This window comes from Vibrio maerlii (assembly GCF_003415655.1).
GTDB classification, from domain to species: Bacteria; Pseudomonadota; Gammaproteobacteria; order Enterobacterales; family Vibrionaceae; genus Vibrio; species Vibrio maerlii.
In genome coordinates this window covers 118,640-131,623 of sequence record NZ_QRHC01000006.1, presented here as the reverse complement: position 1 = coordinate 131,623, position 12,984 = coordinate 118,640, and the positions used below count along the sequence as shown (strand labels likewise).

The 12,984-nt window shown below is 44.2% G+C and carries 12 protein-coding genes; 5 read left to right on the top strand and 7 right to left on the bottom strand.

The genetic code is table 11. From position 1 onward, the window contains the following. The 7 genes from DPF91_RS11940 to DPF91_RS11910 all read right to left on the bottom strand — a co-directional run bounded on the left by DPF91_RS11940 (position 1) and on the right by DPF91_RS11910 (position 8,639). Entirely contained in the window at positions 1 to 438 is a 438-nt protein-coding gene (locus tag DPF91_RS11940; RefSeq protein WP_117234664.1) for a Na+/H+ antiporter subunit B, read from the bottom strand. Beyond that, entirely contained in the window at positions 438 to 2,726 is a 2,289-nt protein-coding gene (locus DPF91_RS11935; protein ID WP_117234663.1) for a putative monovalent cation/H+ antiporter subunit A, read from the bottom strand. The genes DPF91_RS11940 and DPF91_RS11935 overlap by 1 nt, the downstream gene beginning before the upstream one ends. Positions 2,727 to 3,345: 619 nt before the next feature. Beyond that, entirely contained in the window at positions 3,346 to 3,819 is a 474-nt protein-coding gene (locus tag DPF91_RS11930; protein ID WP_117234662.1) for a DUF2947 domain-containing protein, read from the bottom strand. Positions 3,820 to 3,872: 53 nt separating this feature from the next. Continuing rightward, positions 3,873 to 4,463, bottom strand: coding sequence for a ribosomal protein S5-alanine N-acetyltransferase (rimJ, locus tag DPF91_RS11925; protein ID WP_117234661.1), 591 nt, complete (start codon positions 4,461 to 4,463; stop codon positions 3,873 to 3,875). A 14-nt stretch (positions 4,464 to 4,477) separates the two neighbouring features. Further along, positions 4,478 to 6,022: a transcriptional regulator TyrR gene (tyrR, locus tag DPF91_RS11920; protein ID WP_117234660.1), complete on the bottom strand. Its 1,545-nt coding sequence runs from the start codon at positions 6,020 to 6,022 to the stop codon at positions 4,478 to 4,480. A 131-nt stretch (positions 6,023 to 6,153) separates the two neighbouring features. After that, positions 6,154 to 7,248, bottom strand: coding sequence for a YcjF family protein (locus tag DPF91_RS11915; protein WP_117234659.1), 1,095 nt, complete (start codon positions 7,246 to 7,248; stop codon positions 6,154 to 6,156). Continuing rightward, complete coding sequence (locus tag DPF91_RS11910; protein WP_117234658.1) at positions 7,248 to 8,639, bottom strand: YcjX family GTP-binding protein; 1,392 nt, start codon at positions 8,637 to 8,639, stop codon at positions 7,248 to 7,250. Before DPF91_RS11910 ends, DPF91_RS11915 begins: the two co-directional genes overlap by 1 nt. A 463-nt stretch (positions 8,640 to 9,102) precedes the next feature. On the opposite strand from DPF91_RS11910, the gene DPF91_RS11905 reads away from it, so the two are divergent. The 5 genes from DPF91_RS11905 to DPF91_RS11885 are packed head-to-tail and all read left to right on the top strand — an operon-like array spanning position 9,103 to position 12,910. Next, positions 9,103 to 9,768, top strand: a complete 666-nt coding sequence (locus tag DPF91_RS11905) for an amino acid ABC transporter permease (RefSeq protein ID WP_241033811.1) — start codon at positions 9,103 to 9,105, stop codon at positions 9,766 to 9,768. Positions 9,769 to 9,770: 2 nt separating this feature from the next. Next, complete coding sequence (locus DPF91_RS11900; RefSeq protein WP_117234656.1) at positions 9,771 to 10,442, top strand: amino acid ABC transporter permease; 672 nt, start codon at positions 9,771 to 9,773, stop codon at positions 10,440 to 10,442. Between the two features lie 10 nt (positions 10,443 to 10,452). Next, positions 10,453 to 11,187, top strand: coding sequence for an amino acid ABC transporter ATP-binding protein (locus DPF91_RS11895; RefSeq protein WP_117234655.1), 735 nt, complete (start codon positions 10,453 to 10,455; stop codon positions 11,185 to 11,187). Beyond that, positions 11,188 to 12,102, top strand: a complete 915-nt coding sequence (locus tag DPF91_RS11890; protein ID WP_117234654.1) for a glycosylasparaginase — start codon at positions 11,188 to 11,190, stop codon at positions 12,100 to 12,102. 13 nt (positions 12,103 to 12,115) lie between these two features. Further along, positions 12,116 to 12,910, top strand: coding sequence for a transporter substrate-binding domain-containing protein (locus DPF91_RS11885; protein WP_117234865.1), 795 nt, complete (start codon positions 12,116 to 12,118; stop codon positions 12,908 to 12,910). Positions 12,911 to 12,984: the final 74 nt, after the last annotated feature.

Sequence of the window (12,984 nt, the reverse complement as noted above, 5' to 3'; positions counted from 1 at the left end):
TTAGTCTTCCTCCAACTGAGCAAGAGAGAACAGCAATGTTGTCACCATGCCAATCACCACAAGGTAAACACCAATATCAAAGATAAGTGGCGTACTGATCTTAAGTTCACCTAAGCCAGGAACGTTCACGTACCACCATACCGCTGTGAGGAAAGTACTTCCGGATTTAACCATCCCAACAAAACCACTCACCGTTGAAATGATAAGGCCTCCCCCCATCAGGTAGAAACTATCAATTCCGATCAGTTTTCTTGTCTGGTTGGCATCAAACGCAAACAAATGAAGTGCAAACGCAACCGAAGCAACGAGCCCAGCGATAAAACCACCACCCGGCTCATCGTGACCACGTAATAGTAAGAATACAGAGAAGAGCAATAGCATCGGTAGTAGGAACCGAGCGATTACCTGTAAAATCAAAGAAGTGCTTGTATTGTTCATTACAGCTTCCTCTTCGTTCTAAGCATTGCAGTAACTCCAATGGCAGCCAGTGCCAATACAAAGATTTCACCCAAGGTATCAAGTGCACGGTAGTCCACTAGGATTACGTTCACGATATTACGTCCCTTGGCAATTGGGTAACTGTTTTCAATCAGATAGCTACTGATGCCACCCGGCATAGAGAAATGAACCACCGTCATCAATAACGTCGCCATCATCGCACCAAATAGCAGTGCGACTGTACAGTCTCGCCAGCGCACGTTAGAGCTAGAAAGTCTTTGGAATTTCGGTAGCTTGAACAGTACCAACACCAGCATGATTACCGTAAGCGTTTCAATCAGAATCTGTGTAATCGCCAAGTCCGGAGCACTGAAGAACACAAAGATTAACGCCATAGCAAAACCAAGTGCACCAATTGATGCTACTGAACTTAGACGAACCGCTGTATTACATGCGTAAGTGATCACGGCAACAATTAAGATAGAAACCGCCACATCTTTTAGCTCAACATCTGAGAAGTCAAAACTCCAATGGATACCTACTTTCGTAAACAACCAGTAACCAACTAGAGCAATAGTCGTCAAGAAAATGGTCAAGATGTAATTCGACATATAGCCGTTTTGCAGCTTAGCCGTACTCCACTTAGCAAACTTCACCATGTTATCCATGAAGACAAAGTAGCCTGTCTCTGGCCCATGATTGAGCATTGGTTTGGCTTTTGCCGCGGTAGGACGCAGACGATCCCAGTTTTTGAACAGCATGTAACCCAGGCCAAGCGCCAGTAAGCTCATCAATAATGGGATATTAAAGCCATGCCATAAAGCCAGATCGATATCAGACACTTGATAACCCGCAACCGCATTTGCCGCCGACGTGACCAATGGAGAAACTAGGCTAGGAAGTAAACCAAAAATAAGGCCAACCACAGAGAGAACAGTGAACCCTAAGCGAAGACCCAGTGGTGCTTCATGAGGTTGTTTCGGAGTTGCAACCTTTTCGCCCCAGAATGGTTTAATGACCAATAAACCCGCACAGGCCACGATAAAGATTGAAGTCAGTAGCGCCATAAAGCCAAGCATCAGCACCCACGGGCTTGATAACACGCCTGCTAGCATCATCTCTTTACCAATAAAGCCAAACAAAGGTGGTACACCCGCTAGTGCAAGCGCTGCCAACGACATGAATGCCGCTGTGTATGGCATCGCTTTACGTAGACCACCAAGTTCACGAACATCTTTCGTCCCGGTCTCATGATCAATAGTACCGGCAGCCATGAACAGTGCACCTTTATACAACGCATGTGCTAATAGGAAGACAACCGCGGCAACTAGAGATGCTTCTGTACCAATACCAATCAGCATGGTTAACGTACCCAACGCCATAATGGTTGAATACGCCAAAATCTTTTTAAGATCAGTGTTGGATACCGCCATCGCAGCGCCAAGCAACATAGTGATTGCACCAATACCCGACAGCAGTATGGTCCAAAGCTCGTGACCAGCCATGGTTGGTTGTAAACGTGCCATCAAATAGACACCAGCTTTTACCATGGTTGCTGAATGAAGATAAGAACTGACAGGCGTTGGTGCTGCCATCGCATTCGGTAGCCAAAAGTGGAATGGGAACTGCGCCGACTTTGTGAACGTACCACCAAGTACAGCTAACATCATGACAGTAAATAACGCATGCGTTTGAAGGTCAGTACCTTGAGATAAAATTTCACTCACTTCATAAGTACCAGCCATCATGCCCAGCATGATGATGCCCGCCAACAGCGCAAGCCCACCACCTACGGTCACGAACAAGCCTTGTAATGCAGACTTACGAGAAGACTCTTTCTCATGGTAGTAACCAATCAGCATGTAAGACGTAATACTGGTAAGCTCCCAGAAAACGAACATTGCGATCAGATTATTAGACAGCACAACGCCTAGCATCGCTGCCATAAATGCCATTAAGTAAGTCAGTAGCTTACGTTGATCTGGCTTATTCGCTAGATAACTACCCGCATAAATAATGACAAAGAAGCCAATTCCTGAGATCAGCAAGGCAAACATTAGGCTCAGGCCATCTAGCCAGAAATCGAGGCTAATCCCTAGCGATGGAACCCATTCGTAACTGATAAGCAAGTTCCCCTGCTCAATCACATCAGGCAGGTAGCTTGCAAAGTAGATAAAGAGTGTCGCTGGCAATATTGCAAGCAACTTGCTGGTTCTTTCACCAAACTGCTTAAACAACCAAGGTACGAACCCCGCCAGAAGAAACCCTGACAGAACGGCAAACAACATTAAAGAAAGCCTCCATTAAACAAATACTTTTGTGACGAACTTCTTAAATCAAAACATTCATCACAATAGAAGCGTGAGATTCTATGTGACTTCAAACAATAAAAACATTCGTTAGAAAGATACAGAATACTCGAGAAAACCGACAAGTTAGAAGATATACAATGGAAATACCGATATTCCTAGTTAACGATTAGATAGTAAGAGCTTTGCATAGCCCCTTAAATATCAACGAAAATTAACAATAAGACAACAAAATAACAATTAGATATGCAATTCAGGTCGTGAATCAGTGCGAAAACCGGAAATTTCTGACAAAGCGCGATAAAAAGATCAGATTTTTGAAGGTATTAACCTAGGTTCTGCTGACCTTTAGACAAGTAGATTGAGGATGGATTGATATTAGCAGTAAAGGGGATTGCTGCGGCTAACGTAAAGAGTGAGTAGATACAATTAAGTGTAACGAGGCATTACTTTTGTATACCAAACGTACACCGTTGCTAAAGTGAGGTCCGAATTAGTACAAGTACGACAAATCAAAAAAGCTAACCACAACGAGTCGTAGTTAGCTTCCGTACTAGCTCAAGCTAAATAACCTCAGCTGAGGTTAAATAGATTGTTATTAACTCCGGCGTCCGACTTTAACACTACCATTAGTATTGAACCAAAGAGCTTGGTCACGACGACGACCTAGCAAGATCGGTCCATCATCGAAGAACAGAAAGTTTTTCCAATGTTGCTTGAATATACTCCACTTGGTCTCAACCACATTGTATTTCTCATAACAGAAGTAAACCGTCACATCGTCTTGCCAGTCTAAAAATTCGAGAACCTCTTCTGGCAGACCAAGATCATCGTCTTCCCAGTTATCCATCCAATCGACATCATGTAGCCAGTTTTTAGTATTCATTGGCCAATCTTGCGAGCTGAGGCGCTCTGCATCTGGGCTCTGCGCACTGATATTTTCTTTCCAGAACTGTGCTGCTCTTGCTTGGCTCATCGGTTTGATCTGCTCAAGGTCTTCTTGAGGGATAGGCATCGACTGATGAGTAAAAATCCATTTCCTTGGGTATTCATCCAAAGAGATATATGACATGTGTGTTCCTTAATGGTTACCGCTCACGGTGACAGTATTTTAAGTCGAATGGCTTAGTGCTTATTTGGATTCGCTTGCCATTCTAAATTGATTAATGAAGTTAAGACATGGTCTCTCCACTCACCATCAATCAGTAGATAATCTTTCGCCTCACCTTCTATCGAAAAGCCGACTCGCTTTAGAACCTTCGCACTCTTCTCATTGTGGGGCATATAGCTCGCCGTAATGCGGTGCATGTTTTGGTAGTGAAACATGTACTGGCAAGCGACTTGTAACGCTCGACTCATCACGCCCCTGCCCTGTGTATTTTTAGCCAGTGAGTAACCTACGTTACAGGCATGAAACGGGAAACGGGTTAGATTACTAAATGAAATCGTACCAAGCATAGTATCGGTTTGTTCATCGATAATCAGGAAATAATAAGCGAGTCCCATTTTATGTAACTCATGTAACTTGATAAGTTTCTTTGACCAACCGAACTGGGTGTAAAAGGCTTCTTCGCGTCTTGGTTCCCACGGCTGCAGGTACTCTCTATTACTTTGGAAATAATGACTAATACGCTCTGCATCTTGCGGTTCAGCACAACGTAACAACAAGCCATCAAACCTTTCATAGACCCCTAGTGAGCTACTTCTTTTCTGCATCACAACATCCTTGATTAAGCCTTTCTAATACCGTAGTCCCTAAGTTTGTTCGCAATGGAAGTATGCGATACACCGAGTCGCTTTGCGAGTTTACGACTTGAAGGGAATGACTGATACAGTCGCTCCAACACTTGTGCTTCGTACTGATGCATGATTTCTTCTAAAGAGCCATCAATGTTAATTGAGGCATTGGTACCACCGGATGTCTCAGGCTTTGGAAGGTCAAAGTGTTCAACACCCAATGTTGAGCCATCTAGCTCAGTCAGACTTCTTAAAACCATATTGTCCAGCTGACGAATATTGCCAGGCCACTGGTAGTTAGATAAACGCTCCACCAGCTCTTCCGAATAGCCAGGTTTTGCCATTGACAGCTGCTGTGCGTATTTGGCTACAAACAAATCCAACAGAACTGGAATATCGGTCGAACGATGACGAAGTGCCGGAATTTGCAGCGTCAACACGTTCAAACGGTAAAACAGATCTTCTCGGAAGGTGCCAGACTCGGCTAACTCAGCCAGGCTACGTTTCGTCGAGGCAATAATGCGAACATCTACATGTACTTCATGTTCTTCGCCGACACGTCTAAATGTGCCGTCTTGTAGGAATCGAAGTAGCTTGATCTGTAGATGAGGGCTCATCTCACCGATTTCGTCTAAGAACACGGTGCCGCCGTCAGCTTGTTCGAAGATGCCCATGTGACCTTGCTCGTGATTGAACGAGCCTGGTGCATGACCAAACAGCTCGGTCTCCGCTACATCATCCGGCATAGACGCACAGCTTAGAATCAAGAATGGTGAAGACGCTCGATTTGAGCGGTTATGGCAGGCTTTAGCCAGCATCTCTTTACCCGTGCCGGTTTCACCCACAATCAACAGTGGCTGATCGAGCATAGCTAACTTCTTAGCTTGAGAGATTAACGCCTTGTGACGGTTCGAAACACCGACAAAACGCTCGAAACCAAGGTTGTTTTGCTCTGGCAACATATCTTGATCGATTGCTTCACGCACTGCAGGTTGCAGAGTCATTACAGCGCTCACCAAGATAGGTTCACTCGATTCAGCAGTAATATAAACAGGCATGATCTCAAAGATATAATCTAAGCCTTCGATAACGATATTACCGCGTCGACGAGATTGCTCACCATCGATCCACTGATTGAACTGAAAACTAGGTATTAATTGGGTAATTTGCTCACCAAGGAGCTCGTTCTCTTCGCGATGGAAGAGCGTTTGAGCCGCATGGTTCGCCATATCAATCGAGCCTTTAAGACTGATTGATAAAACAGGATCAGGAAGGTTAGCAACCAAAGCTTTGAGCTCAGTATTCTTGCGTTCACTTGGCATGAAGTGAATCTTACGTACATCGCTCACACCATCAATACGGCGAATTTGCTGCATCAGCGCACTAAATGCGTCGAAATCCATCTCAAGGCTGTTGAGATAGATCTTACCGCTAACATCGATTTCAATACCGCGGAGATCTAGGTTATTTGAAGCTAAGATATCGAGTAACTCTCGAGTCAGACCAAGACGGTCTTCACATAAAACTTCTAGGCGCACTCAGGTTTCCTGTTTAGTGTCACGAAATATTGACAGTAGTGTGAATTATGCCTGTGTTGCCGTCAAGTGAGTGCTTTCTAGGAAATACAATAAAACCGCATAAAAGCTTGTTTTATGCGGTTTCTAGTGAACTACGGAGCGAGGCGTTTAACTTGAGTAATGATACCTTTACGCAAATCTGACAGCTTAACCTTACGCTCTTTGTTCCACGGAGTCGGCCGCAATAGCGACATCGCCTTAATACCTAAGCGAGCAGTAAGAATACCCACACCAATACCTTGCGCAGCTCGTGTTGATACTTTACCTGCCATGTCCATAGACAAGAGTTCAATACTCGCGTCTGCAATGATCTCACTTGCACCCGCCAACGCCATATTGATGAGGGTAAACTTGAATAGCTTTAATCGAGACCAATAACCAAGTTGCACACCATAGACTTTAGCCAGCTCGTCGAGCATTTTAAAGCTGCGCCAAGCAACGAGTAGCATGTCAGCTATCGCCAATGGGCTCGCAGCGACAAGCAGTGCCGACTCACCACTCATCTTGGTTACGATTTTCTGTGCCTTCTTATCCAACTCAGTGACAACCAGTGCATCATATAAATCCATGACTTCGGCATCAGTATGAGTTGATACCACACTGTTCGACCAGCGATCGTAACTCGGACTTTTGCCCGCAATCGCACTTTGCTGTGCCAGTGCTTCGCAGAATGGCTTAGCTTTGCCAAAAGAGTCCAAGGCGAGAAGCTCTTCCCCTTGTTTTTGTACATCAAAGTGATTTCTCAAGTGGCGTAATTGCCATAGTTCTTTGATCAAACCACTGAGGCCAAACGACGCCAATGCAGCAAAGAAACCGGCCCAGCTTAGCGATAACCAGTCCGCAGCCTGAATCGCGGTAATCACCGAATCAATGGCTTGCCAACCGACTAAGCCAACAAATACGGTCAGCATAGCCATCAAGCCTTTACTCTTATAACTTGGACGAATGACCTTCTCTAAATTTTCTTCAACTTCGTTCACAACCTCTTCTTCATTTTTTTCAAACACCGTTGGTGCAAAAGTTTGTTGTGATTCGAATAGACGTTCATTCGATTGACTGAGAACACTTTGCTCAACCTCTACTTTCAGCTTTTCATCCGAATCGGCTGACTCTGAAGCAGGCGCTTGTTGAGAAAAGACCTGCTGCTTCTTAAAGGCTTGCTGATGATCAAACTTTTCTGGGGACATTACACTTTATCTCCAATCAAAAACTCTAACGCTTTATCTAAGCGAATATGGGCACACGGCTCATCACTTGGGTTTGGCTTCGGCAGAAAGCTATGAAATTCAAAAGCTGGCTTGCCATCAAAAGCTTCCCAGAACTCTCTTTGTGGCAGCTTCCTCGGTACCTCTCCTGGGTAGATCGTCAACTCATTACCATCAAGTTTGATGCCCTGAATCGCTGGAATACTTTTATCCTGGCTATTAACAAACCCGGCATCAGTCGCTTTGATAGAGGCGATACCCATACATTGCATTTCAATTCCTTCGAATGAGGTATGCTGCCATGCAGGATGGACCATCTGTTGAAGCAAAGAGAGCAAGTTAGTGTGTTGCTCCGGCGTCACGTGATCAACTTTGGTAGCAGCGAACAATAACCGATCGATCTTCGGTGAAAACAAACGACGTAAGAAATTACTCTTGCCATATTTAAAGCTGTCCATCAGCTGGTCGATAGCCATCTTCATATCATTAAATGCTTCAGGGCCGACATTCAGTGGTTGTAGGCAATCCACTAAAATAATCTGACGATCAAAGGTCGAGAAATGCTGCTTATAAAAGGCTTTCACAACGTTCTTTTTATACTCTTCATAGCGCTGCTTCAACAATGAATAACCGCTATGCTTATCAGCGTTTTCATAGGTTTGCTTACTATGGTCAACAGGATAGAACTGTAATACAGGCGCACCTTCAAGCTCACCAGGAAGAACAAACCGTCCAGGCTGAACCCAATGTAGCCCAGCCTCTTTACAGCGATGTAGATAGTCAGTAAAACGAGCTGATACGTTCGCCAACAGCTTCTCGTTACCTTCCACCATTAGATCCACCGATTCGTTTTCTTGAAGCCAATCTTGAGCATACTGCTTGCGGTCTCCTTTTAGCAGTTCTATCTGTTTGGCACTCCACTCTTCAAAGCTCAATGAAAGTAATGGCAGATCCAATAACCACTCACCAGGGTAATCGACAATATCTAAATAAAGCGTCGATTCCTTACTAATTAATCGGCGCGCACCTTTAGTGCGCTTAAATTTAATCGCTAAGCGGATCTCTGACACATCTCGTGTGGGTTCCGGCCATGCGGTTGGAGAACCATTCAAGCTATCCATCGCTTCATCATAAGCAAATCGCGGAACCATAAGGTTATCTTGTGGAACTCGACGTGCTCCTATAATTCTTTTGTCTCTCGCGGCTGCAAACAATGGCAGGTTATCGTGAGTTGAGGTGTGTAGCAGTTGATTCACCAAAGACGTGATGAACGCCGTCTTACCCGCGCGAGATAAACCCGTCACTGCCAAACGCAGATGCGAGTCCATCGAACGATGGAAGAGATCATTCATTTCTTGATTCAACTTTTTCATTTATCACCTTATTGATACCAAATGCATCACTATTATCTAGGTTACAAGATTAACCGATGATGAACAAAAAACCCCTTTTAAGTTAAGCAACATAATCAGTTACAGATACGTTTCTACTTTTCATATTTCTTCCGGCTCCCTACCAAAGCTGGGTGACTCATCGACTCTAACAAGTCAAATGCTGAACGCTAACAAACCATGGGGATTGCTTACCCATGTTTCTATTCGCTACGTTTGTTGACTCTATGAGTCCTATTCGTCAGCTCCTTTCTTCAAACACACTTTTATAAATAAGTTCTAGAAACAGCAGTTTATGTATAACCAAATTTAGTGATACCGGTTTCACTTTTTTTGTACATTTTTCATTCATTTTGTTGATTTAGGTATCAAAATTGGTAAGGCCTTATTGCGATGTAAGCTTGCAAAGCTAGAGTGAAACTAGTTTCAATTTTAGGAGATGGTCGTGTTTGATATATCGATAATGTATCGCTACATAGACTCCTTTGTTGATGGTTTTGCAATTACAGCAAGCATCAGCATCGCGTCTATTTTAGGAAGTTTTTGTGTTGGCCTGCTCATCATGTTCGCGTGTATTAGCCATTCCAAGGCACTTTCGAGAATAGGATATACCTACATAAATACGTTTCGAAACATCCCTTTTATAGTCCAAGTCTTTTTCATCTTTTATGGGTTGCCAGAACTTAAGATTTTTATCGATCCTTACACTACAGGCGTAGTTGCTTTATCTATCGCAGTTGGCGCGTATTGCGCAGATGTGCTTCGCGCAAGTGTTCAGCAAGTCGATAAGGATGTTATCGAGGCCGCGCAATCGTTCGGTTTAAGTCGCTCCACCATTTATCGCAAGATTGTGTTACCAATCGCGCTACGAAACTCAATCAAGCCACTTGGTTCCATCTTCGTTAACTTAATTCTGACCACATCTATTCTCTCGACGGTAACACTCAACGAGCTCACCGGCGCTGCAAAAATCATTGCAGCAGAGACATTTAGACCTTTTGAAGTGTATTTCTTCTTACTGCTGTTCTACTGCGTGTTGACCTACATTTTATCTGTTCTGATTACGCTTATTCACAAACGATTAAATCGTTTCTCTGAGGCAGGAGCATAACAATGTCCAGTAACGAGTTTGTACCCTATGACATCATCGTTTTGCTTAGCGGTATTGGTGTCTCACTCAAAGTGTTTTTGATATCGAGCCTATTTGGCGGCTTGGTAGGTATTGGTCTAGCGCTTTGTCGCCACTATCAATTTCCTTTTCTTAAGCAACTTTCAATCTTCATCAGCGAGTTTTTAAAAAACTCTCCAGTATTGGTCCAACTGTTTCTTATTTATTTTGGCCTACCGATTTTTCTTTCGATGGATATGTCGGCTGAGCTTGCCGCCACCATTACGCTAACAGGTAACACTGCGGCTTTTGTATCCGTCATCATCGTGACAGCGATGGCGGCCATTGATAAAGGCCAGATTGATGCGGCTCGCTCGTTTGGTATTTCTGAGCAGACCATTTTAAAGAAAATCATCACACCTCAAGCACTACTAGTAGCGATTGCCCCACTCGTTGGTTTAGCCGTGAATCAGTTACAAGTCACCTCGTTGGTTTCAGTGATTGGTGTCATGGATATCACCAAAGTTGGTGCAATTTTGAATCAACGCACTTGGCAACCATTCATTGTATGGCCCGTGATTGGCTGTACGTACTTTGTCCTCTCTATGGCGATTTCAAAACTGGGAAGCAAACTAGAACTACACCTTAAAAAACATCAAACCTGGTCGTTAGCATAAGGATTCAACAATGATTTATATAAATGACGTACAAAAGTCCTTCGGAAATGACCAAATACTGAAAGGCATATCGCTCGACATCAACCAAGGTGATGTGGTGTCCATTCTTGGTGCCAGTGGTTCAGGTAAATCCACCTTATTGCGTTGTATCAATGGGTTAGAAACTCTCAATGGCGGTGATATTCAATTTAAGTCTTTATCGGTTCGAGAGAAAAATGACTTGAGCAAGATCCGACGGTCTGTATCAACGGTATTTCAACATTTTAATCTCTACCCTCATTTAACGATTCTCGACAACATCACATTGGCACCGATTGAAGTGTTAGGCCAAACCAAAGAGCAGGCACAAGAGCACGCTAGAGAGCTTCTTCGATTGGTTGACTTAGCTGACAAAGAGCAAAGTTTCCCAGCTCAACTATCTGGCGGCCAAAAGCAACGAATTGGTATTTGCCGTGCTTTAGCAATGAATCCTGAATGTTTGTTACTGGATGAGGTGACCAGTGCTTTGGATCCTGAAATGACCTCTGAAGTACTGGATGTATTAGCGAACTTAGCCAGCACAGGAACCACATTAATTTTCGTCACCCATGAAATTGCGTTTGCTAAAAAGATATCCAATCGCATCGTCTTTTTGGACCAAGGCGTTGTGCGTGCAGACATGGATAAAGACACATTCTTTTCCAATGAGGGTGGCAAAAAAGATGAACGAATTCGCAGGTTTTTAGAAAAGATGGATAGTAAATAAATGATTGTTTTATCGAATTCAGAAGCATGGCCGGGAATTGATGATACGGCCTCTATGTTAGATAACGGTGACAATGGCTTGGACGCCATTATCTGTGGCATTGAGAAAGTAGAAGCAGAACCAAAAATCCGTAGCGTTGGTTATGGCGGGTGGCCAAACATGGTTGGAGACATGGAGTTTGATGGTGCCGTTATGGATGGCAACACGCTTCGAACGGGGGCTGTGGGCGCTATTAAAGATCACTTCCATGTCACTCGAGTCGCCAAAAAGGTTATGGAAGAGCTCAACCATGAAATCCTCACAGGCGAAGGGGCTACACGCTTTGCCTATGAAATGGGATTTGAATGTCCTAACCCACTTTTAGAAGACTCGAAGAAAGTGTGGTTCGAAAAACTGCAAGAGGTCACCGGTGAGGCAGATCCTGATATGTCAACGCGACCACTGGCAAGTTTGAACTCGATGATCACGGATCCTGAAAAAGTACGTGATACCACAGTATTTCTCACCAAAGACAAGCACGAAAGTATCTACGCAGCCACCAGCACATCAGGGTGGGCGTGGAAATACCCTGGTCGTCTAGGCGATTCACCTATAGCTGGAGCTGGATTCTATGCAGACAGTCGTTACGGTGCTGCAGCGTGTACTCACACCGGTGAAATGACCATTCGAGCCAATACCTCTTACTCAATTGTCATGGCAATGCGTTTAGGTTATTCACTTGACCAAGCGATAGACATGGCGATTGAAGAGCTGAATAACCTAACAACTGGGTTCTTAGCTGGCGTTGTTATTCACGCAATAGACAAAGACGATAACTATCGCGTTATCAATGTCGGTTGTGATGAAGACATCAAATACTGGGTCTATAAGACCGACATGGAAAAACCACAGCAAAAAATTGCTGAAAGAAGATAAAATGGAGAACAAGATGAAATTCAAAGCACTCGTTGCCACCGTGATTGCAAGCGCCCTTGCAATCGGTTCAACTTCTGCCTTCGCAGGTAAACTAGAAGACATCCGCGAGCGAGGTTATATCAAGATAGGTGTATCACTTGGTGGTGAGCCTATTGGCTTTCGTGATCAAAAAAACCAACCTGCTGGCTACGACGTTGATCTTGCGAAACGTCTTGCTGAAAAACTTGGAGTAGAGGCTCGCTTCACTGATGTTCACGGTGATGCAAGGGTATCCATGTTGTATTCAGATCAGCTTGATGCTGTAATTGGTAACATGTCTGCAACCTTAGAGCGTGCTAAATCCGTAAACTTTACCATCCCTTATGCAAGAGCTGGCTTACGTATCGTTCACCAAAAAGACCAAGATATAGACTCACTGGCTGATCTAGCAGGGAAGCGTGTTGTAGTAGGACGCGGTTCAACAGGCGAAAGCTTCTTGAAGCGTGAAGTACCAGAAGCTGAGCTTGTATATACTGACAACTTTGCTCCTGACGGTGTATTGCTACTTCGCCAAGGCCGCGTAGACGCGGGTATCGAAGACAGCTCTTTGATTGATTACCTTGCGACCAATAACGACAAACTGGTCACAATGGAAGGCCTACACTCAAATGATCCAATTGCGATTGGTGTTCGCAAAGGTGATGAAGAGTACCTACGCTGGATGGATATGTTTGTTTCTGAGTACATCAACTCTGGCGCATACGAAGAGTCGTACCATAAGTGGTGGGGTGCGGACGCTAAGCCACCAAAACTAACCGGTACTTGGTAATCATTTACCCCCTAAAGAACGAGCGAATTGGAATCAATTTAGAGGATAAACAGCTCGTTCTTTCCCCTTACTTA